This window comes from Citrobacter sp. Cpo142 (genome assembly GCF_030332425.1).
In the GTDB taxonomy this organism is placed as follows: domain Bacteria; phylum Pseudomonadota; class Gammaproteobacteria; order Enterobacterales; family Enterobacteriaceae; genus Citrobacter; species Citrobacter portucalensis.
In genome coordinates this window covers 276,520-299,121 of sequence record NZ_JAOWHW010000142.1, presented here as the reverse complement: position 1 = coordinate 299,121, position 22,602 = coordinate 276,520, and the positions used below count along the sequence as shown (strand labels likewise).

The following is a 22,602-nucleotide window of genomic DNA, read 5'->3' as shown; positions in this document are numbered from 1 at the left end:
TTTTTTATGCGGCTTTTTTCTCTTTCGACGGCAGGAAGCCTTCGAGCACAATCAATGCCGCGCCGATACAGATAGCAGTATCGGCCAGATTGAAGGTCGCGAAATGCCAGTCGCCGACGTAAAAGTCAATCATATCAACCACGAAGCCGTGCCACAGGCGGTCGAACAAGTTGCCCAGCGCACCGCCAATGATTAACGCATACGCGATGTTGTTCAGCTTCTGCGTCGCCTTCGAGCGATACATCATCACCATCAGGATGACGCAAATACCGATGGCGATGCCGGCAAAGAACCAACGTTGCCAGCCGCCGCTGTCAGCTAAGAAGCTAAACGCCGCACCGTAGTTACGCGCGTAGTGCAGATTAAGCGACGGAAACAGCGACACCGTATCCCCCAGAGCAAAGTTCTGGAGGATCAGGTATTTGCTGCCTAAATCGATAATCAGCACGACTACCACCAGCCACAGCCAGCGTAGTCCTGTTGAACAAAGAGGCTTACTCATCAGGCAAACTTACGTTGTTCGCCATCACCGGCGATGTTGCTGACACAGCGTCCGCAGATATCTGCATGTTCCGCCACCTGGCCGACGTCGGTAGTGTAATGCCAGCAGCGCGGGCATTTCTCACCTTCGGCTTTGCTCAGTACGATTTTCAGACCTTTGAGCAGTTCGCTCTGCTGAGCATCAGCAGGAGCCGCTGCATAATCCGCAACCGTCGCACCAGAGGTCAGCAGTACAAAACGCAACTCTTCGCCCAGCGCGGTCAGTTTCGCCGCCAGCTCAGGTTCAGCGTACAGGGTCACTGCCGCTTCCAGAGAACCACCGACTTTCTTATCCGCACGTGCCTGTTCGATGACTTTGTTCACTTCGCCACGCACTTTCAGCAGCTCGTCCCAGAAGGCATCGTTCATCGCCTCGGTTTCGCCTAAGCCAAACAGACCTTCGTACCATTCACCGGTAAAGACATACTTCTCACGATCGCCCGGCAGGTAGCCCCAGATTTCATCGGCGGTGAAGGACATGATCGGCGCCATCCAACGAACCAGCGCTTCAGCGATATGGAACAGCGCAGTCTGGCAGCTACGACGCGCCACGCTGTCCGCTTTCGCGGTGTACTGACGGTCTTTGATGATGTCGAGGTAGAACGAACCCATTTCGACGGAGCAGAAGCGCATCAGGCGCTGTACCACCTCGTGGAAGTCATAGGCTTCATAGGCTTTCAGGATTTCGTCCTGCGCCGCTTGCGCACAACCTACCGCCCACCTGTCCAGAACCACCATCTCTTCCGGTTTCACCATGTCTTTTACCGGATCGAACCCGTTCAGGTTCGCCAGCAGGAAGCGCGCGGTGTTACGGATACGACGATAGCTGTCGGCAGCACGTTTCAGAATTTCGTCAGAAACGGCCATTTCACCGGTATAGTCGGTTGAAGCCACCCACAGACGTAGAATATCCGCGCCCAGTTTGTTCATCACATCCTGCGGAGAAACGGTGTTACCGATAGACTTGGACATCTTACGGCCCTGACCATCAACGGTGAAACCGTGGGTCAGTACCTGGCGATAAGGTGCTTTGCCTTTCATGGCGGTGGAGATCATCAGAGATGACATGAACCAGCCACGGTGCTGGTCAGAGCCTTCCAGATACATATCTGCCGCATGGCCTGCAAACTCAGGACGCACGTCCACGACGGAGGAGTGGGTTGAACCAGAGTCGAACCACACGTCCAGCGTATCCGGGACTTTGACATACTGGTCAGCTTCGTCGCCGAGGATATCTTTCGGATCGAGATCCCACCACGCCTGGATGCCGTCAACTTCAACGCGTTTAGCCACTTCTTCCATCAGTTCGATAGCGCGCGGATGCAGCTCTTCGGTGTCTTTGTGAACAAACAGAGACATCGGCACACCCCACGTACGCTGACGAGAGATACACCAGTCAGGACGGTTAGCAACCATCGATTCAATACGCGCCTGGCCCCAGTCCGGGATCCACTGCACGCCTTTGATCTCTTTCAGCGACTGTGCGCGCAGGCCTTTTTGATCCATGCTGACGAACCACTGTGGGGTCGCGCGGAAGATGATCGGTGACTTGTGACGCCAGCAGCATGGGTAGCTGTGCTGCATCTTCTCAACGTGCAGCAGCGCACCTTTTTCGCTCAGCAGCGCAACGATTTTGTCGTTGGCTTTAAAGACGTTCACGCCGTCCAGATCCGGATAGGTACCCGCCAGGTATGCGCCGTCCGGGCCAACCGGGTTAGCGATTTCCAGACCGTATTTCTGGCTGATGACGTAGTCATCCGGACCGTGACCGCCAGCGGTATGAACCGCACCGGTACCCGCATCCAGCGTAACGTGATCGCCAAGGATAGCCGGTACATCGAAGCCCATAAACGGATGGGTAAAGCGCAGCAGTTCCAGCTCAGCGCCTTTAACGGTGCCGAGAATGGTGTATTCAGCCGCGCCAATACGCTGCATAACGCTTTCAACCAGATCTTTCGCCAGAATCACAGCCTGGCCGTCAATCTGCACCAGCGCATAGTCAAAATCAGGTGCCAGAGAGATTGCGCGGTTCGCCGGTAACGTCCACGGGGTAGTGGTCCAGATAACCAGAGAGATCGGGCCGTTGACGTCAGAAACGCCAAATTTCGCTTTCACCGCATCCTGATCGGCAGCGTGGAACGCTACGTCGATGGACGGGGAGGTTTTGTCATAATACTCAACTTCCGCTTCCGCCAGCGCGGAACGGCAGTCAACGCACCAGTGCACCGGCTTCGCACCTTTGTGCAAGTGACCGTTGCCGATGATTTTACCCAGCGCACGAATGATGTTGGCTTCGGTTTTGAAGTCCATAGTCAGGTACGGATGCGACCAGTCGCCCAGCACGCCAAGACGGATAAAGTCTTTACGCTGACCGTCAACCTGGGTCGCTGCGTATTCACGGCACTTGGCACGGAACTCAGCGGCGGTGAACTTCTCGCCCGGCTTGCCGTATTCCTGCTCCACTTTCAGCTCGATCGGCAGACCGTGGCAGTCCCAGCCCGGAACGTAAGGCGAGTCATAGCCCGTGAGTCCTTTGGACTTCACGATAATGTCTTTCAGAATCTTGTTAACCGAGTGACCAATATGAATGCTGCCATTCGCATAAGGAGGGCCATCATGCAGAATGAAGGTTTTTTTGCCTTTTTTGGCCGCACGAATGATGCCGTACAGGTCATCATCAGTCCAACGCGCCAGCATTCCCGGTTCGCGCTTGGCGAGATCGCCGCGCATCGGGAACCCTGTTTCCGGCAAATTCAGGGTTGATTTATAGTCACTCATCAGATTCTCGGTTCCGTATTTAAAACTCGTATAGGCATTAAGCCGGTTTTGTTAGCCCAAAAAATTCACGGGCAGTCAACTCATCACGCGCAATCTGCGCTTTTAGCTCATCCAGCGAGGCAAATCGCTGTTCGCTGCGTATTTTTTTACGCAGTACTACATCTATATGGCGACCATACAGGTCCATTACAACGTCCAATAGATGCACTTCCAACTGTTGGCGTACGCCTGCTACCGTCGGGCGGGTGCCGATGTTGGCGACGCCGGGTAAAGGTTTGTCACCCAGTCCCATCACTTCAACTGCATAAACCCCTTTCACCGGAGAAACCTGGCGACGCAGCGGTAAGTTTGCCGTCGGAAAACCGATGGTGCGCCCTAATTCATCACCGTGAACGACACGTCCTGAGATAGTAAAAGGATGCCCAAGCAGGCTTTCGGCCAGTTGCAGGTTATCTTCTGCCAGCGCCTGACGTACCGCGGTGCTGCTAATGCGCACACCGCCTTCGCAGAAGGTTTGGGTGCTGGTGATATCAAAACCATACTCAGCGCCCGCTTCCTGTAATAACAAGAAATCGCCCGCACGGCTAGCGCCAAAGCGGAAATCATCACCAACGGCAAGAAATTGTACACCAAGGCGCTTAACCAGCAGATCGCTGATGAAGGTCTGCGCCGTTAATGCCGCAAAGCGCCTGTCAAAACGCACGCACAGCACGTAGTCCACGCCGCATTCCGCCAGATAACGCAGTTTTTCGCGCAGGCGAGTGAGGCGCGCAGGTGACTTGTCGGTCGCAAACAGCTCTAGCGGCTGCGGCTCGAAAATCATCACCATCACCGGTAAATTGCGTTTGCGCCCTTCTTCCCGTAAACCCTGCAGCAACGCACGGTGACCACGGTGCACGCCGTCGAAATTACCAATAGTCAGCACACACCCATGCGGGGCCTGACTGAGATTATGTATGCCTCGTATCAGCTTCATGTCTGGCTCAAAACAGTGAAAATCGTGAAAGTATACCCTGTACCGCGGTCAACGTTAACCGGCGATTGTTTCTACGAAACAGAAAGAGGATTGTTTTCATTGTTATGAAACAAATTGCAGACCTTCACGGGCACGCCAATGCAATTTTTCTCGTGGAAAAGCTGTATTCACGCCACGCAAGCTGGTAGAATCCTGCGCCATCACTACGCAACGAGTGCTGCAATTTAAACGGCGCTTATTTGCACAAATCCATTGACAAAAGAAGGCTAAAAGGGCATATTCCTCGGCCTTTGAATTGTCCATATAGAACACATTTGGGAGTTGGACCTTGGCTAATATCAAATCAGCTAAGAAGCGCGCCGTTCAGTCTGAAAAGGCCCGCAAGCACAACGCTAGCCGTCGCTCTATGATGCGTACTTTCATCAAGAAAGTATACGCAGCTATCGAAGCTGGCGACAAAGCTACTGCACTGAAAGCATTTAACGAAATGCAACCAATCGTGGACCGTCAGGCTGCTAAAGGTCTGATCCACAAAAACAAAGCTGCACGTCATAAAGCAAACCTGACTGCACAGATCAACAAACTGGCTTAATCGCCTGCTTGTTGTCGCTTTGTGAAAAAACCCGCGCAAGCGGGTTTTTTTATGTCTGTCATTTGTTCGTTGGCGTAAAGAGCGCCGAGTAGTCCGCATTGCAAATACGCTGCACCGCCGGATGCTGGATCATCCTTTCCGCAAATATGGCGTGATACTCCTCCATCACATTCTCTACGCGTCCAATTTCAACAATAGAATCATCGGCATAGAAATTGTGCGAATACAGCGTAGGCGCAACGAAAATGGCATTATGCGTTGCGCCAAACGCTTTCATCAGCGCAGCGTCGTCAAACTCGCCGAGGATCTCGACATTCAATCCTTGTGAGTTGATCCAGTTCAGCAACTTACGTCCGAGCATCGAACGGCGCCCTGGGATCAGCAACCGACGCTCCTCAAGGCAGGCCGGGAATGGTTTTTCAGGCAGCGGTTTGGTGCACCAAAAACTCACGCTGCACTCGCCTATCCGCACGGAGAACAACCCTTCCTGCTGCGTAGAGTCGATCGGGCAGTCGGAGATGATCATATCCAGCTTATGTTGGCTGAGTTGATCCAACAGCATCTCATGCGTTGATTCAAAACAACGCAGATGGATTTGTTCATCTTCAACCACAGCGGCATCCAGTACGCTACTGACCAACTGCTTCGATAGCGCATCCGCCACGCCGACATCGAACAGCAAATTAGACTCTTTGCGGTAGTTCACGATATCCAGCATTTCCTGGCTTAAGGTGAACATCTTATCCGCGTAACGAAAAACCAATTCGCCTAACTCACTGGGCTCCAGCCCACGCCCCTTGCGCTTGAACAGCTTTCCCTGCAAGCGTTCCTCAAGCGCTTTAATCTGCCCGGTAATGGTCTGCGGTGTCAGATAAAGCGCTTCTGCTGCACCAACCACCGAACCTTCTTTATAGACATGCCAAAAGTAGTACAGGTGGTTGTAGTTTATATGAGACATACTCTCTCCCTGAAAATTGTCACAAAAGGGTTATCCCGTCAGGCTGACGCGTTCAACCGGGTGCGTAACCAGCTGTAACCAATAACCGCCGACAGTAAGGAGCCAATCAGGATCCCCAGTTTCGCCCAGTTAATCAGCTCAGGATCGACGTTGCCAAACGCCAGGCTGGCAATAAAAATCGACATCGTAAAGCCAATGCCGCAAAGAATACCGACCGCCATAATCTGCTGGAAATTCGTTCCTTCCGGCAATTGCGCCACCTTGAGGCGTAACGCCAGCCAGCAAAACAGACTGATACCCAACGGTTTGCCGATCAACAGGCCGGCAATGATCCCCAGCGGTAATATCGAGGTCAGTCCATCAATAGTGACGCCCTGCAGTGAAACGCCTGCGTTAGCGAAGGCAAACAGTGGCAGGATCAGGTATGCCACCCATGGATGCAGAACATGCTCCAGTCGCTTCGCCGGTGAACGTCCGTGTTTTTCCTTCAATGGAATGAAGAAGCCCACGATCACGCCCGCCAGTGTTGCATGCACGCCAGACTTCAGTACGGCAGTCCACAGCACTACGCCGACCAGAATATAAATACCGGTGCGTCTCACTCCGCACAGATTCAATGCCGCCAGAACGAGGATCGCGCACGCGGCAACGCCCAGCGACAGCAGCGAGAGATCGCTGGTATAGAACAGTGCGATGATGACGATAGCGCCGAGGTCATCAATAATCGCCAGCGCCATCAGGAAGATTTTCAACGCCAGTGGTACACGACTGCCCAACAACGCCAGCACACCTAACGCAAAAGCGATATCCGTTGCCGCCGGGATCGCCCACCCTTCACGGGTGATGGGATCGGCATAGTTGAATGCCAGGTACAGCAGCGCCGGGACAATCATGCCCCCGATAGCAGCAATGATCGGGAACGCCGCCTGACGCAGACTGGCCAGCGAACCTTGCATTAACTCGCGCTTTACTTCCAGACCAATCAACAGGAAGAACACCGCCATCAACGCGTCGTTGATCCACAGCAGCATATTTTTGTTGATCTCAAGCGCGCCAACCCGCAGTTGAACGGGCGTTTCCAAAAAGGCGTGGTACCATCCGCTGGTAACCCCGATATTTGCCATCAGCATAGCGACCACGGCTGCGATGATCAGAATGATGCCCCCCGAGGCGTCACTACTAAAAAAACGATGCAGATGTTTCACTTTTATTCTCTCTATTGGGTGAATACTTCGTAAATACTATCTTACACCCTCAAAAAGCTCGTTAAAATTAGATTATTCATTATGGATAGATCGGATTTTACGAGTAAAAATTTCAGCAATCATCAAGATGTTCTGCCTGTGCCATTACCGCCAGAGAGAATGATTCCTCCTCTCAGATCTTCAAAAATTCTTGGATCAGAGTATTCTCGTATTCATTGATATATTGGGATAATAATCAAAGAGCTAAGATGGACTCGACACCTCTCCCGCAAGAAATATTGAGAACCTGGCAACGCATAGAATTTTTTCAGCCTTATACGCTTGAAAGAAAAGATAAAAGCCTGCTGATCCCACTAAAAAAACTCATTACATTAGGTGATGCTTCACTTCCGTGGCATTCAGAGAAATTACGCCAGCAATATGACATTCCGCCGAAGGCATCATTTATTGTTCACGTAGGGCTATTTGAGAAAAATATCGTCAGCCGTATTAGTCAGGAGGTTCTTGGAACAAATGAGGAAAATGACGACGAATGCGAACAGCGCTTGGATCAGGAAGGGACAACCTGTTTTGCTAAGATGCAGTTGAACGGAGAAGGTGTACCCACGAGAGATAAACTGTCGGTAAGTTCGCTACCCTGGGCGTTGGGCCATCTTAAAAAACGTCAATTCCACAAACTCGACTCATCAGTCTTCGCGGTCGATTGTATGCATCTTGCCGATACATTCAATGATTTCTGCGTTACGTTAGAGCCCGTAAGGGAAAAAGGCCCGGGAGTATTGCGCGCAAGCAATATTCTCACGCTGCTCGACACTCATTTAACATCATGGGCGGACTTTGCACCTGAATGGCAATATGCAATACAAATTGACTGGTTTAACGGCAACAATGAGAGCCAGGACACGGAACAAGAAGAAGCTAGCGAAACGGAAGACCTCATAAGCGACAATGAAAAGGCATTAGTACTTCCCATCTTAAATAGCTTCTTTTTTGAGGATATTGAAGATGCAATGTCATCATTGGAAGACACTCGATGCCGAACACTCAATACTTACCTCACTCACCTTGTTCACAGAAACCCGGATCTCTATTCTCAGAAAGGACTAACAGCCATTATCGATAAGCTGCATCCGACTAAAATGCCTCTGGGGCGTTGGCCTTCAGAGCCAGAGCACGCGATGTCATTAATGCAGCAGTTTGCAATAAATACGGCGGTAGAAGAGCTTGCTGAAGGTGGATTACTATCAGTAAATGGGCCTCCGGGAACGGGGAAAACGACGTTGCTGCGTGATTTAGTTGCGCATAATGTCGTTGAACGAGCGAGAATCCTTGCGGGCTTCAGCAATGTGGAAGATACGCTTACCCATGAAGGCTTTATCGTCCCGGAACTGACCGGTTTCGAAATGATTGTGGCCTCATCCAATAATGCAGCCGTAGAAAATATCTCTAACGAATTACCGCAAAAGAAATCGCTGGCCGAAGAATTTCGTTCTCTTGACTATTTGTCACCGACCGCAAATCAAGTTGCAGCAAAATCCCTGCCCAAATCTGCGCATAAAAGAGATAAAGATGGAAAAGGAACTGAGCGTAATTACCATCTCTTTCGTCCTCTTGCGACAGAAAAACAGTGTTGGGGATTAATTTCAGTAGCTCTTGGAAGAAAAACAAATCGTACAAAATTCGCCCAAAGATTACTGTTTGATGAGCATTTTTTACGCGACACATCAGTCGAAATGGCTAGACCGGACAACGAAAACTTTCTCAGCCTTTGGCGCTGGAAGTCTTGCCACAATAAACTCTCTTTTACCGCAGCAAAGCAGCATTTCATTCACTGCCTGAAAACAACAGAAGAGCTGCAAAAACAGTTAGCAGAATTAGCCGAACTGCTGGCAAAAAAACCTTACTGTTCATCTGATGTTTTGTCTTCGGACATGGCAAAAGCGGCAGTGCGATGTCAAGAGCGGCTTAGCGCACTTAAGGAATTTGAAGCTGAGCAGGACGTAATTGAAAAACAGATTCAGCATGCCAAGCAACAGCAAAAAATAGAAGAAGCCGATGCACCTGGCCTGCTGACTCGTTTGCTCAATCGTAAAAAGGTACAGACTTACCAGACATCATTACGTAACACACAACAGCATCTTTTAACGCTTAGCGCATCATTAATACACAAAACACAGCTCATTTCTGAACAGCGTAAACAACTGAATGAGGCAGACGCCCAAAAACGCCGCTTACAGCAAGAAATAGACAGGATTGCCCTGCAGCGCGAGGAAATAGAACAAAAATTGCGGGGCCTGAAGGATAAGTTTTCAGGAATAGCTCTACCTGATAGCCATAAACCCATCGATAATGCTGGCTTACAGCGCACCGCATTCTGGCAAAACGCTCAGATCAACCGCCAACGCTCACTGTTGTTTATGGCTGCGATGGATCTTCATCAAGCCTGGCTTTACGAGGCAATGGGGAGCGTTGATCGCTTTAGAGAAATGTTCCTGCTCCGCCTGAGGAATTTTTTAAATTCCCCTCATCTTGAGCCCACGCCACTCCCCTGGTGGCAAACGTTATGCATGTTTGTCCCGGTACTCTCTACAACCTTTGCCTCAGTGGGACGTATGCTGCATGGAGTAAAAGGCGGCGAGCTTGGCTGGGTAATGATCGATGAAGCTGGCCAGGCATCACCTCAACAGGCCGTCGGCGCTATATGGCGCGCCAAACGCGTACTCGTTGTGGGCGATCCGTTACAGATTGAGCCTGTATTCACCACCTCTCCATCACTGGTTAGGCACCTTTGTCAGGACCTTCTACACGAGCATGCTGAAAAGTGGAATCCAGAAAAGCTCTCAGTCCAACAGGTTGCCGATCGCGTCAATCATTGGGGCTGCAAATTAGAGATGATGAACAATAACATCTGGATTGGGATCCCATTATGGGTACATCGCCGTTGTATCGAACCCATGTTCAGTATTGCTAATAAACTGGCATACAATAACCGGATGATTCACGGGCTTGATACAGACAAAATCTGTAGCCGTCTTGTCAATGGCGAACTTGAAAACCACTGGTTGGTTTCAAGAGGCGGTTTGGGAGACAAGCAGTACCGAGATAGTCACGGTCAAAGCCTGATTACGCTGCTGGACCGTCTACTCACGGAAAATATAGATCTGGGGTCTATTTACGTTATTACTCCATTCAAGGCTGTTAAATATGCTTTGTTGGAACTGATTGAACAAAGAGAGCTGGCCAGCTGGCAACAATACTCACCGCGACTAAAACATAAAGAAATTAAAGAGTGGCAAAAAAGCTGTGTTGGTACAGTCCATACTTTTCAGGGGAAAGAAAACGACATCGTTATTTTTGTTCTTGGATGTGATGTACACAATCGCGGCGGCGCAGAATGGGCTTCGAGCAAACCTAATCTTCTGAACGTGGCCCTTACCCGTGCTAAAAAACACATTTTTGTTATTGGAGACCCATTGGTATGGAAGACATTACCCGGATTTGCAAGTGTCGCACATACCTTGCCGGAGAAAGCAGAGACAAATATCGTTGTTGAACAGGTAAGCCTGGAGTGGAAGTGAGAACAGAACCAAAAATAAAAGCCTGAGATTTTCCAATTTCAGGCTTTTTAGAATATACGGCAGTAAGCTTAGCGCGTCAGATCGTCAAAGAACTTCTTCACACCGTCGAAGAAGCTTTTGGAGCGCGGACTGTTTTGTTCGCCGGTCGGGCCGCCAAAGCTGTCCTGCAGATCTTTGAGCAGTTGCTTCTGCTTGTCGTTCAGGCCCACAGGGGTTTCAACCACCACGCGGCACAGCAGGTCGCCCTGAGCGCCACCGCGTACAGACTTGACGCCCTTTCCACGCATGCGGAAAAGTTTGCCAGTTTGCGTTTCGCCCGGAATTTTTAGCTTCACGCGACCGTCCAGCGTTGGGACTTCAATCTCGCCGCCCAGCGCTGCCATCGCAAAGTTAATCGGTACTTCGCAGTACAGGTTATTGCCTTCACGTTCGAAAATTGGGTGCTGTTTTACCTGCACCTGAACGTACAAATCACCTGCTGGTGCACCATGTTCACCGGCTTCACCTTCGCCCGCTAAACGAATACGGTCGCCGGTATCAACCCCTGCCGGGATCTTAACGGACAGCGTTTTGCTTTTCTCAACACGACCATGACCGTGGCATTTGTTGCACGGATCTTTGATCAGCGTACCGCGACCCTGGCAGTGTGGACAGGTCTGCTGTACGGCAAAAAAGCCCTGACGCATCTGTACCTGACCAGAACCATGACAGGTTGGACAGGTCTGCGGCTGAGTACCTGCCTTCGCACCGCTACCGTGGCAGACGTCACACTCTTCCAGAGTCGGAATACGGATCTCTTTGGTGACGCCACGCACGGCTTCTTCCAGAGTGAGATCCATGTTGTAACGTAAATCAGCACCACGTGAGGCGCGCTGACGACCACGACCGCCGCCAAAAATATCGCCAAACACGTCACCAAAGATATCGCTGAAGTCAGCCCCGCCGCCAAAACCGCCGCCACCGCCCATGCCGCCTTGCTCAAACGCAGCATGACCGTACTGATCGTAAGCCGCACGTTTTTGCGCATCGGTCAGGATTTCGTACGCTTCTTTGATCTCTTTAAACTTGGCTTCGGCCTCTTTATCACCCTGGTTGCGGTCCGGGTGAAATTTCATGGCCAGGCGCTTGTAGGCCTTTTTGATTTCACGCTCTTCCGCTGATTTGGAAACGCCTAAAATCTCGTAATAGTCTTGCTTAGCCATCTCTTTTTATCTGCCCCTAACATGCGTGCACGGGCGGAGAGGAAACCTCTTCGCCCGTGCCAGTAATTACCCGTTCAAAGGGCGATTATTTTTTGTCTTTCACTTCTTCAAACTCGGCGTCGACAACGTCGTCATCTTTCGCGTTGTTTGCAGAAGCATCAGCGCCTGCTGCGCCAGCCTGCTGCTGTGCGTGCTGCTGCTGAGCGATTTCCATCAGTTTCTGGGAAACCTGTGCCAGCGCCTGCATTTTCGCTTCGATATCCGCTTTGTCTTCGCCTTTCAGAGAAGTTTCCAGTGCGGTCAGTGCAGACTCGATGGCAGTTTTGTCATCAGTTGGCAGTTTGTCGCCTGCTTCTTCAACCTGCTTACGAGTGCTGTGCAGCAGATGGTCACCCTGGTTACGAGTCTGAACCAGCTCTTCAAACTTACGGTCAGATTCTGCGTTCGCTTCTGCTTCGCGAACCATTTTCTGAATTTCTTCTTCGTTCAGACCAGAAGAAGCCTTGATGGTGATCTTCTGCTCTTTACCGCTGTTTTTGTCTTTCGCGGAAACGTGCAGGATACCGTCGGCATCGATGTCAAAAGTAACTTCGATCTGCGGCATACCGCGCGGAGCCGGGCTGATACCATCCAGGTTAAACTGACCCAGATCTTTGTTATCAGCGGCGCGTTTACGTTCACCCTGCAGCACGTGGATGGTTACCGCAGACTGGTTGTCTTCAGCGGTAGAGAACACCTGGCTGTGCTTGGTCGGGATAGTGGTGTTTTTCGCGATCAGTGGAGTCATCACGCCACCCATGGTTTCGATACCCAGAGACAGCGGGGTAACGTCCAGCAGCAGCACGTCTTTCACATCACCGGTCAATACACCACCCTGAACGGCAGCACCGATTGCCACTGCTTCGTCCGGGTTAACGTCTTTACGCGGCTCTTTACCGAAGAACTCAGCAACTTTCTTCTGTACCATCGGCATACGAGTCTGACCACCGACCAGGATAACGTCCTGAACGTCGGAAACAGACAGACCAGCATCCTGCAGAGCAACTTTCAGCGGCTCGATAGAACGGTTAACCAGGTCTTCAACCAGGCTTTCCAGTTTCGCACGGGTCACTTTGATGTTCATGTGTTTCGGACCAGTCGCGTCTGCAGTAATGTACGGCAGGTTCACGTCGGTCTGCTGAGCGGAAGACAGTTCGATCTTCGCTTTCTCAGCGGCTTCTTTCAGACGCTGCATCGCCAGCGGGTCATTACGCAGATCGATACCCTGATCTTTCTTAAATTCGTCAACCAGGTAGTTGATCATACGGCTGTCGAAGTCTTCACCACCCAGGTGGGTATCACCGTTGGTTGCCAGAACTTCGAAGGTTTTTTCGCCGTCAACTTCGTCGATTTCGATAATAGAGATATCGAAAGTACCACCACCGAGGTCATAAACCGCGATAGTACGGTTGCCAACTTCTTTATCCAGACCGTAAGCCAGTGCCGCTGCGGTCGGTTCGTTGATGATACGTTTTACTTCCAGACCTGCGATACGGCCAGCATCTTTGGTTGCCTGACGCTGAGCATCGTTGAAGTATGCAGGTACGGTGATAACCGCTTCAGTTACCGGTTCGCCCAGGTAATCTTCAGCCGTTTTCTTCATTTTTTTCAGCACTTCAGCAGAAATCTGCGGCGGTGCCATTTTCTGACCTTTTACATCAATCCATGCATCACCGTTGTCAGCACCGATGATTTTGTACGGCATGATGGCTTCGTCACGCTGTACTTCTTCGTCCTGGAAGCGGCGGCCAATCAGGCGTTTAATCGCAAACAGGGTGTTTTGCGGGTTTGTCACTGCCTGACGTTTAGCCGGCTGACCAACCAGAGTTTCACCATCCTGGGTATAAGCAATGATAGAAGGCGTGGTGCGATCGCCCTCGGCGTTCTCCAGCACACGTGCAGTAGTGCCATCCATAATCGCTACACAAGAGTTGGTAGTACCCAGGTCGATACCAATAATTTTACCCATCTAAACGTCTCCACTAAAAATTCGGTCATCATGTGGTTGTGAATCTGTAATAAGGGCGAAACGTGCGGTTTCAACTACCCTGAATCGTTTTTTTTCAGACTCACCACTGCGGTTGTCTACAAGATGGGGTCGTAACCCACGTCATCAAGGGGGGCATGAAAATTTTTTTTAGCACAGTGGCGATAAAATCGCAGAAAAAAGGCTAAAAGATTAAAAAATGAATAGTCCCAGATCAAAATTAATTCATAAAACAGATTAAATCAGCAAAGCCATTCACATAAAAATTGTAATAAAAAGAAAAGATTACGACCATGAAACGGTTTCCCGTCGGCGGTAAGATGGTCTGATGTCACACACTTTTACAGCCGTCAAAGAGAATTTCCATGAAATCCGTGTTAACCCTTTCCACCAGCCTGCTTATGGGCCTGCTGCTGAGCAGCGCCGCACACGCTAACGATCATAAAGTTCTGGGTATGGTTGCGATGCCCCGCAACGCAACCAACGACCTCACGCTGAGAATTCCCGTTTGCCGGGTTGTGAAGCGCATTCAGCTCACCGCCGATCGCGGCGATATTAAACTTAACGGCGCATCCGTCTACTTCAAAGCAGTACGCACTTCCAGCCAAAGCCTGAACGTCCCGTCATCCATTAAAGAGGGACAAACGACCAACTGGATCACTATTAATAGCGACAACGACAATAAACGTTGCGTGTCTAAAATCACCTTCTCGGGCCAGTCAGTAAACTCCTCTGACATGGCAACGCTGAAAGTTATTGGCGACGACTAATTCCGCACATTTTGATTCAGAAGCCATAGAAAACATGCGGGGCAGACACGCGGTTGATGCGAAAGCCTTTGAACTGGAATAACCACTGCCGCGCGCATGAAGCAGCGCCATCTGGCTATGGGTATTTCTCACCAGATCGTCCACCAAATCCCTTAGTTCCCGGTGGTACTTCAAATCGTCTGTCTTAGCAAAATGATCAACCATGCGTAAGCGTGATGCCCATCACAGGGAAAATAATTCATTTTCCCTTCGTTAGATCATAGACAGTGCCCTCTCCCCTGATTATCATGCCGCGCCCCGAAGACAGTGATCGTTATTTGGGGAAACTATTTCACCATTCAATCAATGATGATTTTGAGGAATTATGGGCAACACTAAGTTGGCTAATCCGGCACCGCTGGGCCTGATGGGCTTTGGCATGACCACCATTCTGCTTAACCTGCACAACGCGGGTTTCTTCGCCTTTGACGTTATTATTCTGGCGATGGGCATTTTCTACGGCGGTATCGCGCAAATATTTGCCGGTCTGCTGGAATATAAAAAAGGCAACACCTTCGGTTTAACCGCCTTTACCTCCTACGGTTCGTTCTGGCTGACGCTGGTTGCAATCCTGATCATGCCGAAAATGGGCCTGGCGGATGCAACCAATGGTCAGTTCCTGGGCGTGTACCTGGGTCTGTGGGGCGTGTTCACACTGTTCATGTTCTTCGGCACGCTGAAAGCTAACCGCGCGTTGCAGTTTGTCTTCCTGAGCCTGACAGTGCTGTTCGCACTGCTGGCGGTTGGCAACATTGCAGGTAACGAAGCGATCATTCACGTTGCTGGTTGGATTGGCTTAGTGTGTGGCGCAAGCGCCATTTACCTGGCGATGGGTGAAGTGCTGAACGAACAGTTTGGCCGTACCATCCTGCCAATTGGTGAAGCGCACTAATCTGACGCTATCCCCCCGAACGGGGGGATATTCCTTACAAGCGCTGTAACTCTCCCTGTACACTCGTATCGCGATGATAAATATCCTGTCGCAGCCAAATCCCCAGACCTAACCCCACCAGCGATAACGCCAGCACATACCAGGCCGGAGCCATTGGCGACACGCTCATTAACATCGTCACGGCGATTGGCGTCAGACCACCAAAAATGGCGTACGACACGTTGTAAGAAAAGGAGATTCCGGTAAAGCGGACCTCTGCCGGAAACGCCCGCACCATCACATAAGGCACTGCTCCCACCACACCAACGCACAACCCTACCAGCCCGTATAACAAGAACAAGTGCTGAGGATGGCTGCCGGTCAGGTGATAGAAAAACCAGCTCGAGCAAGCCAGCAGCAGGCTACCGACAATAAAAGTTTTGCTGGCGCCGACCCGGTCGACAATAAACCCGGCCAGCAGACAACCGACGCACAGCATAATGGTAGCGACACTGTTAGCCTGTAACGTTAGCGCGGGTGCAAAGCCATACTGCTTCTGCAACCAGACTGGCGACATCAGGATCACCACCACAATCCCGGCCGATAACAGCCAGGTCAGCAGCATGGAAATGACCACCGCTTTTTTATGTTTGCTCACCACCGACTTCACCGGTAGCTCTTGCGCCAGCGCTTTACGCTGCTGCATTTCGAGGAAGATGGGCGTTTCCTGCAACCAGCGACGCAGGTACATCGCCACCAGCCCAAACACGCCCCCCAGCAGGAACGGGATACGCCAGCCGTAGTCATGCACCGCCTGCTGCGTCAGGCTGGTATTCACCAGCGTTGCGACCACCGATCCCAGCAGAATCCCCACCGTCAGCCCGGCGGTCAGCGTGCCACAGGCAATGCCGATGCGGCGCTCCGGTACGTGTTCCGCAACGAACACCCACGCGCCCGGCACTTCTCCACCGATGGCAGCGCCTTGCAAAATGCGCATCAGCAGTAACAGCAGCGGCGCGAGGATCCCCATTGAGGCGTAGGTAGGCAAAAGACCAATCGCCAGCGTCGGTATCGCCATCAGCAAAATGCTCAGGGTGAACATTTTCTTACGCCCGACCAGATCGCCAAAGTGCGCCATGATGATGCCACCCAGCGGACGCGCCAGATATCCGGCGGCAAAAATGCCAAAGGTTTGCACCTGACGTAGCCATTCAGGAATGTCTGCCGGGAAGAAGAGTTCGCCGACAACAGCGGCAAAGAAGACGAAGATAATGAAATCATAAAACTCAAGCGCACCGCCGAGGGCAGCAAGCGTAAGAGTTTTATAATCCTGGCGATTCAGCGGTCGAGTGTGTTGTGACATAGCAAACCATGAGTCAGTGGAGTTATTGAATCTGTCTTTCGATATATGTAAAGCAAAAATTACTATATCGTAAACAATTCAACACTCCACTATCATTGGCACTTATGTCACGATCGAGCTACTTTCAGGCGTTTGTATCGCGAACTGCGCTTTTAGGACGAAAAGATGCTACTACAGCCGGCGCGGTTTCCACATACGGCCCATCCAGCAACTGTATACAATACGGTACACTTGCAAATATACCCGGCACGATAACCTTACCGTCAGCATCTTTCACGCCTTCCAGCGTTTCTTTGATCGATTTTGGCTGCCCAGGCAGATTCAGAATCAATGCCTGTTTACGAATCACGCCAACCTGGCGGGAGAGAATAGCCGTTGGCACAAAGTGCAGGCTTATCTGGCGCATCTGCTCACCAAAGCCCGGCATCTGGCGGTCGGCTACGGCAAGCGTGGCATCAGGCGTCACGTCGCGACGGGCCGGACCCGTTCCGCCGGTAGTCAGCACCAGATGACAGCTCATTTCATCCACCAGCTCGCATAAGGTCTGTTCGATGATCGCCTGTTCATCCGGGATCAACCGCGTTTGCAGCTCAAAAGGGGTGGTAAGGGCAGATGCCAGCCACTCTTCAAGGGCCGGGATACCTTTATCCTGGTAAACGCCGCTGGAAGCACGGTCAGAAATGGAAACCAGGCCAATGCGTAAAGTATTCATGATTATTCCGTTTAAACAGTCTCGTTAAACAGAATGATACACTGCGAAGGGAAGGACAGACAGGTTTCAGAAGAGGTAGCGTGACCCCTGTCAGGGCCACGCGTTAATGATTACAGCAGATCGCCGATCATTTTTTCCAGTTTACCCTGGTCTACAGCAAACTTACGGATACCGTCCGCCAGTTTGTCTACAGCCATCGGATCCTGGTTGTGCTGCCACAGGAACTCAGCTTCAGTGATACGTGCAGGGCGCGCTTTCACTTCGCCGGAGAAGGACAGTTTACGTTCGATAGTGCCTTCGCTTTCCGCCAGCTCTTTCAGCAGTGCCGGAGCAATCGTCAGACGATCGCAGCCTGCCAGCTCAATGATTTCGCCGACGTTACGGAAGCTCGCACCCATCACCACGGTTTCGTAACCGTGCTGTTTGTAGTACTCGTAGATTTCCGTTACGGAAACCACACCCGGATCTTCTGCCGGTGCATACTCTTTCTTGTCAGTGTTGGCTTTGTACCAGTCCAGAATACGACCAACAAACGGAGAAATCAGGTATACGCCAGCTTCTGCACATGCGCGCGCCTGCGCGAAGGAGAACAGCAGAGTCAGGTTACAGTTGATACCTTCTTTTTCCAGCTGCTCAGCGGCACGGATGCCCTGCCAGGTTGAAGCCAGTTTGATCAGAATGCGATCGTTGCTGATGCCAGCATCGTTGTACATTTTGATCAGACGTTTTGCTTTCGCGATGGACGCGTCGGTGTCGTAGGACAGACGAGCGTCAACTTCAGTAGAAATACGACCCGGGACCAGTTTCAGGATCTCCAGACCGATATTTACTGCCAGTTTGTCGGTCGCGTCGACGATCTGCTGTGCGCGGTCGTTGCTCTGCTGCTTAGCCCAGGCTACAGCATCATCAATCAGCTTGCGGTATTCTGGGATCTGCGCTGCGTTAAGAATGAGAGAAGGGTTAGTTGTGGCATCCTGAGGCTGATACAGCTTCATTGCCGCGATGTCTCCGGTGTCGGCCACTACTGTGGTGAACTGACGAAGGGAGGTCAATTTGTCCGTCATGATAGCGATTCTCTTTAAACAGCTTGTTAGGGGGATGTAACCGATCTTCCCTGATGATAGCACGACGCACTCTCAGCGCAACCGCCTGGATTGTCCGACCCGCCGCTCAGCCCTGATTACGCATCTCACAGCTCGTGATGCGCAATTAAGGATATACCCATTGTTATGGTAAACTCCCGCAATCAATCACCTTATAAGGTATATACTGGTCGATAATTGGTAGCGCTTACACGGGATTATTCGCGCTTACCGGCATCAACAAGAGGGATGTTAATGCCTGATTTTTTCTCATTTATTAATGAAATACTCTGGGGATCGGTGATGATCTACCTCCTGCTTGGCGCAGGATGTTGGTTCACCTGGCGTACAGGGTTCGTGCAGTTCCGCTATATTCGCCAGTTTGGCAAAAGTCTTAAAAACAGCATCAGCCCGCAGCCGGGCGGTTTAACTTCCTTTCAGGCATTGTGCACCAGTCTTGCCGCGCGCGTCGGTAGCGGAAATCTGGCAGGTGTGGCGTTGGCGATCGCCGCCGGCGGCGCGGGAGCCATTTTCTGGATGTGGGTCTCGGCGGTCATTGGTATGGCAACGTCATTCGCCGAATGTTCCCTTGCCCAACTGTATAAAGAGCGCGACAGCAAGGGACAGTTTCGCGGCGGTCCTGCATGGTATATGGCCCGTGGGCTGGGCATGCGCTGGATGGGCGTGCTGTTTGCCATCTTTTTGCTTATTGCCTATGGCCTGATTTTTAACAGCGTTCAGGCGAACTCGGTCTCTCGTGCGCTGGATTTTGCTTTTGATATCCCTCCCCTCTTCTCCGGTATCGCACTGGCAATCGCGTCATTAGTGGTCATCGTCGGCGGCATTAAAGGCGTCGCCCGCCTGATGCAATGGTTTGTTCCGATGATGGCGCTGCTGTGGATCGGTTGTAGCCTCGTCATCTGCCTTTGGCATTTCGGACAGCTCCCCGGCATTATCATGACCATCATAAAAAGCGCCTTTGGCTGGCAGGAAGCCGCGGCCGGTGCCGCCGGATATACGCTAAGCCAGGCCATTGCCAGCGGTTTTCAGCGCGGTATGTTCTCTAATGAAGCCGGAATGGGCTCTACCCCGAACGCAGCTGCCTCGGCAGCATCCTGGCCGCCACACCCTGCAGCACAAGGCATTGTGCAAATGATTGGTGTATTGGGCGATACGCTAATTCTTTGTACGGCCAGCGCAATGATCATTTTACTGGCGGGTAATGGCACCACTTATGTGCCAATGGAAGGCATCCAGTTGCTGCAAAGAGCCATGGTCTCGCTGACGGGTGAATGGGGAGCCGGATTCGTGGCTTTTATTGTGATTCTGTTTGCCTTTAGCTCTATCGTCGCCAACTACATTTATGCGGAAAACAACCTCGTTTTCCTGAAGCTGGACAACATCCGCGTCATCTGGCTATTACGTATCGCTACCGTGAGTACCGTTGTTGGGGGAACGTTAGTCAGCTTCCCACTCGTCTGGCAGTTGGCCGACATCATTATGGCTTGTATGGCCATCACTAACCTGACGGCGATTCTGCTGCTTTCTCCGGTTGTCCATACCATCGCCAGCGACTATCTGCGCCAGCGTAAACTCGGGGTGCGCCCAGAATTCGATCCGCGCCGTTATCCTGATATCAGACAACAGCTTGCGCCCGATAGCTGGGATGAAACGCCGCGCGAATAGCGCGGCAATCGCAACCATCGATCAATTCAGTCGTTTTTTTTGCTAAAGTCGCAGTAAATTTCCTGCAAGGACTGGATATGCTGATTCTGATTTCACCTGCAAAAACGCTCGACTACCAAAGCCCGCTGGCAACGACACGTCATACGCTGCCCGAGTTGCTGGATCACTCTCAGCAGCTTATTCACGTGGCACGCCAGCTCTCTGCACCTCAGATTGGCAAGCTGATGGGGATTAGCGACAAGCTGGCGGATCTGAACGCCACCCGTTTCCATGACTGGCAGCCTGACTTCACGCCGGACAATGCACGTCAGGCCATCCTGGCGTTTAAAGGCGACGTCTATACAGGGTTGCAGGCTGAAACCTTCAGCGAGGCGGATTTCGACTTCGCTCAACAGCATTTACGGATGCTGTCCGGGCTATACGGCGTTTTACGTCCGTTGGATTTGATGCAGCCTTACCGTCTGGAGATGGGCATTCGTCTGGCCAATGCGAAGGGTAAAGATCTCTACCAGTTCTGGGGAGATACCATCACCGATAAACTTAACGAAGCGCTGGAAGCGCAAGGCGACAGCGTGGTGATCAACCTCGCCTCGGATGAGTATTTTAAATCCGTGAAGCCGAAAAAACTCAACGCTGAGCTTATCAAACCAGTCTTCCTCGACGAGAAAAACGGCAAGTTCAAAGTCATCAGTTTCTATGCCAAAAAAGCGCGCGGCCTGATGAGTCGCTACATTATTGAGAACCGCTTAACGCAGCCGGAACAATTGACCGCATTTAACAGCGAAGGCTATTTCTTTGATGAAGAAGCATCAGGAAACGGCGAACTGGTATTTAAACGCCACGAGCAATAGTAAAAAGGCCGGATGACGGCTAACGCCTTATCCGGCCTACAGGTTTTGTTGGCCCGCTAAGCAAAATGCCAGCGGGCACAACCGTTATCCGCGGGTCATCATCAGCTTACGCAGCGCAGCAAAATCAGCAGGCAGGTGATGAGAAAGCAGCGGCAGATCCGCGCGTTCAGCCAGTTCTTTTGGCAACGCCAGCGTCAGGTCAAGAATCTCTTCAACGCTTTCTTTAAACTTCGCCGGATGCGCAGTACCAAGGAACAAGCCGTACTCGCCAGGGTTTAGCTGGTCACGCAGCGCGCGGTAAGCCACCGCCGCATGCGGTTCTGAGGTGTAGCCCATCTCATGTAACTCACGCATCGTGTCCTGAGTCGTGGCATCGTCAACGGCGGCATAACCCAACTCATTCAGACGCCAGATTTTACGGCGGAACAGTTCTTCCACGCGCGGCCAGTTGTTCGGCTGGCTGACATCCATCGCATTCGACAACGTCGCCTGAGTCGCTTTCGGTGCCCACTCACCTTCTGCAAGGAAGCGCGGAACCGTATCATTAACGTTAGTCGCCGCGATAAAACGCTTCACCGGCAAGCCCAGTGATTTCGCCAGCAGCCCGGCAGTCAGATCGCCAAAGTTACCGCTGGGAACGGAAATCACCAGTTGATTACGCGCCTCTTGCGGCAGTTGAGCCACAGCCTCAAAGTAGTAACAGATTTGCGCCAGCAGACGGCTAATGTTAATTGAGTTAGCCGAGTTCAGTCCCAGAGCCACCTTCAGCTCTTCGTCATCAAACGCCTGTTTCACCAGCGCCTGGCAGGCATCAAAATCGCCATCAATAGCCACAGTTTCAATGTTACCGCCCAGCGTACAGAACAGTTTTTCCTGTAATGGGCTGATCTTGCCGTTCGGGTAGAGGATCACCACGCGCACATTTTTCAGGCCATAAAAGGCATGCGCAACGGCCGCCCCGGTATCTCCGGAGGTCGCCGTCAGAATCGTTACCGGTTTGTCGCCACTAATGTGCGTCAGCATCTGCGCCATAAAGCGCCCGCCAAAGTCTTTAAATGCAAGCGTTGGGCCGTGGAACAGTTCCAGACAGCCGACATCCGCGGCAACCTGAGCAACCGGTGCCGGAAAGGCAAATGCCGCGCGCACGCGTTCTTCCAGAATCTCCTGAGGGATCTCATCACCAATAAATGCAGACAGGATCTTCGCGCTGCGGCTAACGAAGTCCTGGTTCAGCATCTCATCGATTTCTGTCAGATTGAATTCCGGTAGATCGTGCGGAAAAAACAATCCCTGATTCTTGCCAAGCCCTTGCGTGACGGCCTGTGCAAAGCTGACCTGTTCGTTGTGATCTTTCAGATTATACAGTTTCATTG

Annotated in this window: 17 protein-coding genes and 1 pseudogene; 6 read left to right on the top strand and 12 right to left on the bottom strand. The window is 51.6% G+C overall.

Annotation, left to right across the window (positions count from 1 at the left end; all coding sequences use genetic code 11):
* Positions 1 to 4 precede the first annotated feature (4 nt).
* The 4 genes and pseudogenes from lspA to OGY18_RS22660 form a co-directional block, all read right to left on the bottom strand.
* Positions 5 to 502, bottom strand: a complete 498-nt coding sequence (gene lspA, locus OGY18_RS22675) for a signal peptidase II (protein ID WP_003018932.1) — start codon at positions 500 to 502, stop codon at positions 5 to 7.
* Positions 502 to 3,318 (bottom strand): isoleucine--tRNA ligase, encoded by a 2,817-nt coding sequence (gene ileS / locus OGY18_RS22670; protein ID WP_003829724.1) that lies wholly within the window; start codon positions 3,316 to 3,318, stop codon positions 502 to 504. The genes lspA and ileS overlap by 1 nt, the downstream gene beginning before the upstream one ends.
* Positions 3,319 to 3,355: 37 nt before the next feature.
* Positions 3,356 to 4,294 carry a bifunctional riboflavin kinase/FAD synthetase gene (gene ribF, locus OGY18_RS22665; RefSeq protein WP_003829725.1) on the bottom strand — a complete coding sequence of 313 codons (939 nt, stop codon included), beginning with the start codon at positions 4,292 to 4,294 and terminating at the stop codon, positions 3,356 to 3,358.
* Between the two features lie 7 nt (positions 4,295 to 4,301).
* Positions 4,302 to 4,517 (bottom strand): annotated as a pseudogene (locus tag OGY18_RS22660) (DUF2575 domain-containing protein).
* Positions 4,518 to 4,622: 105 nt separating this feature from the next.
* Here OGY18_RS22660 and rpsT point away from each other — a divergent pair.
* Positions 4,623 to 4,886, top strand: coding sequence for a 30S ribosomal protein S20 (rpsT, locus tag OGY18_RS22655; protein WP_003018940.1), 264 nt, complete (start codon positions 4,623 to 4,625; stop codon positions 4,884 to 4,886).
* A 58-nt stretch (positions 4,887 to 4,944) separates the two neighbouring features.
* Here the strand turns inward: rpsT and nhaR are convergent, their stop codons facing one another.
* Both nhaR and nhaA read right to left on the bottom strand, forming a co-directional pair.
* Positions 4,945 to 5,844 carry a transcriptional activator NhaR gene (gene nhaR, locus OGY18_RS22650; protein WP_003829732.1) on the bottom strand — a complete coding sequence of 300 codons (900 nt, stop codon included), beginning with the start codon at positions 5,842 to 5,844 and terminating at the stop codon, positions 4,945 to 4,947.
* 38 nt (positions 5,845 to 5,882) lie between these two features.
* Positions 5,883 to 7,049 carry a Na+/H+ antiporter NhaA gene (gene nhaA, locus OGY18_RS22645; protein WP_079937135.1) on the bottom strand — a complete coding sequence of 389 codons (1,167 nt, stop codon included), beginning with the start codon at positions 7,047 to 7,049 and terminating at the stop codon, positions 5,883 to 5,885.
* Positions 7,050 to 7,297: 248 nt separating this feature from the next.
* On the opposite strand from nhaA, the gene OGY18_RS22640 reads away from it, so the two are divergent.
* Complete coding sequence (locus tag OGY18_RS22640) at positions 7,298 to 10,627, top strand: DEAD/DEAH box helicase (protein ID WP_191235781.1); 3,330 nt, start codon at positions 7,298 to 7,300, stop codon at positions 10,625 to 10,627.
* A gap of 68 nt (positions 10,628 to 10,695) precedes the next feature.
* Here the strand turns inward: OGY18_RS22640 and dnaJ are convergent, their stop codons facing one another.
* Together dnaJ and dnaK are read right to left on the bottom strand one after the other, a co-directional pair.
* Complete coding sequence (dnaJ, locus tag OGY18_RS22635; protein ID WP_003829737.1) at positions 10,696 to 11,829, bottom strand: molecular chaperone DnaJ; 1,134 nt, start codon at positions 11,827 to 11,829, stop codon at positions 10,696 to 10,698.
* 85 nt (positions 11,830 to 11,914) lie between these two features.
* Positions 11,915 to 13,837, bottom strand: a complete 1,923-nt coding sequence (gene dnaK, locus OGY18_RS22630) for a molecular chaperone DnaK (protein WP_149281234.1) — start codon at positions 13,835 to 13,837, stop codon at positions 11,915 to 11,917.
* A gap of 383 nt (positions 13,838 to 14,220) precedes the next feature.
* Between dnaK and OGY18_RS22625 the strand changes: the two genes are divergently transcribed.
* Entirely contained in the window at positions 14,221 to 14,625 is a 405-nt protein-coding gene (locus tag OGY18_RS22625) for a DUF2541 family protein (RefSeq protein ID WP_003829741.1), read from the top strand.
* Positions 14,626 to 14,989: 364 nt separating this feature from the next.
* Positions 14,990 to 15,556 carry an acetate uptake transporter gene (gene satP / locus OGY18_RS22620; RefSeq protein WP_003829744.1) on the top strand — a complete coding sequence of 189 codons (567 nt, stop codon included), beginning with the start codon at positions 14,990 to 14,992 and terminating at the stop codon, positions 15,554 to 15,556.
* A 34-nt stretch (positions 15,557 to 15,590) separates the two neighbouring features.
* On the opposite strand, the gene OGY18_RS22615 is transcribed toward satP, so the two are convergent.
* From OGY18_RS22615 to tal, 3 genes are all read right to left on the bottom strand, one after another.
* On the bottom strand, positions 15,591 to 16,898 hold the full coding sequence (locus OGY18_RS22615) for an MFS transporter (RefSeq protein WP_003829746.1): 1,308 nt from the start codon (positions 16,896 to 16,898) through the stop codon (positions 15,591 to 15,593).
* Positions 16,899 to 17,022: 124 nt separating this feature from the next.
* Positions 17,023 to 17,610 carry a molybdopterin adenylyltransferase gene (gene mog, locus OGY18_RS22610; RefSeq protein WP_286554458.1) on the bottom strand — a complete coding sequence of 196 codons (588 nt, stop codon included), beginning with the start codon at positions 17,608 to 17,610 and terminating at the stop codon, positions 17,023 to 17,025.
* A 110-nt stretch (positions 17,611 to 17,720) separates the two neighbouring features.
* Positions 17,721 to 18,674, bottom strand: a complete 954-nt coding sequence (tal, locus tag OGY18_RS22605; protein WP_003829752.1) for a transaldolase — start codon at positions 18,672 to 18,674, stop codon at positions 17,721 to 17,723.
* Between the two features lie 273 nt (positions 18,675 to 18,947).
* Between tal and OGY18_RS22600 the strand changes: the two genes are divergently transcribed.
* Together OGY18_RS22600 and yaaA are read left to right on the top strand one after the other, a co-directional pair.
* Complete coding sequence (locus tag OGY18_RS22600; RefSeq protein WP_063941080.1) at positions 18,948 to 20,378, top strand: alanine/glycine:cation symporter family protein; 1,431 nt, start codon at positions 18,948 to 18,950, stop codon at positions 20,376 to 20,378.
* A gap of 77 nt (positions 20,379 to 20,455) precedes the next feature.
* Entirely contained in the window at positions 20,456 to 21,229 is a 774-nt protein-coding gene (gene yaaA, locus OGY18_RS22595) for a peroxide stress protein YaaA (RefSeq protein WP_032942329.1), read from the top strand.
* 84 nt (positions 21,230 to 21,313) lie between these two features.
* Here the strand turns inward: yaaA and thrC are convergent, their stop codons facing one another.
* Positions 21,314 to 22,600: a threonine synthase gene (gene thrC / locus OGY18_RS22590; RefSeq protein ID WP_286554456.1), complete on the bottom strand. Its 1,287-nt coding sequence runs from the start codon at positions 22,598 to 22,600 to the stop codon at positions 21,314 to 21,316.
* Between the last annotated feature and the right edge of the window lie 2 nt (positions 22,601 to 22,602).

What these genes read in the sequence shown, in the direction of transcription:
- satP (WP_003829744.1), top strand. Translation starts at nt 14,990, where the DNA reads ATGGGCAACACTAAGTTGGCTAATCCGGCACCGCTGGGCCTGATGGGC.
- nhaR (WP_003829732.1), bottom strand. Translation starts at nt 5,844, where the DNA reads ATGTCTCATATAAACTACAACCACCTGTACTACTTTTGGCATGTCTAT.
- OGY18_RS22640 (WP_191235781.1), top strand. Translation starts at nt 7,298, where the DNA reads ATGGACTCGACACCTCTCCCGCAAGAAATATTGAGAACCTGGCAACGC.
- OGY18_RS22615 (WP_003829746.1), bottom strand. Translation starts at nt 16,898, where the DNA reads ATGTCACAACACACTCGACCGCTGAATCGCCAGGATTATAAAACTCTT.
- mog (WP_286554458.1), bottom strand. Translation starts at nt 17,610, where the DNA reads ATGAATACTTTACGCATTGGCCTGGTTTCCATTTCTGACCGTGCTTCC.
- lspA (WP_003018932.1), bottom strand. Translation starts at nt 502, where the DNA reads ATGAGTAAGCCTCTTTGTTCAACAGGACTACGCTGGCTGTGGCTGGTG.
- dnaK (WP_149281234.1), bottom strand. Translation starts at nt 13,837, where the DNA reads ATGGGTAAAATTATTGGTATCGACCTGGGTACTACCAACTCTTGTGTA.
- ribF (WP_003829725.1), bottom strand. Translation starts at nt 4,294, where the DNA reads ATGAAGCTGATACGAGGCATACATAATCTCAGTCAGGCCCCGCATGGG.
- thrC (WP_286554456.1), bottom strand. Translation starts at nt 22,600, where the DNA reads ATGAAACTGTATAATCTGAAAGATCACAACGAACAGGTCAGCTTTGCA.
- OGY18_RS22600 (WP_063941080.1), top strand. Translation starts at nt 18,948, where the DNA reads ATGCCTGATTTTTTCTCATTTATTAATGAAATACTCTGGGGATCGGTG.
- ileS (WP_003829724.1), bottom strand. Translation starts at nt 3,318, where the DNA reads ATGAGTGACTATAAATCAACCCTGAATTTGCCGGAAACAGGGTTCCCG.
- tal (WP_003829752.1), bottom strand. Translation starts at nt 18,674, where the DNA reads ATGACGGACAAATTGACCTCCCTTCGTCAGTTCACCACAGTAGTGGCC.
- yaaA (WP_032942329.1), top strand. Translation starts at nt 20,456, where the DNA reads ATGCTGATTCTGATTTCACCTGCAAAAACGCTCGACTACCAAAGCCCG.
- OGY18_RS22625 (WP_003829741.1), top strand. Translation starts at nt 14,221, where the DNA reads ATGAAATCCGTGTTAACCCTTTCCACCAGCCTGCTTATGGGCCTGCTG.
- dnaJ (WP_003829737.1), bottom strand. Translation starts at nt 11,829, where the DNA reads ATGGCTAAGCAAGACTATTACGAGATTTTAGGCGTTTCCAAATCAGCG.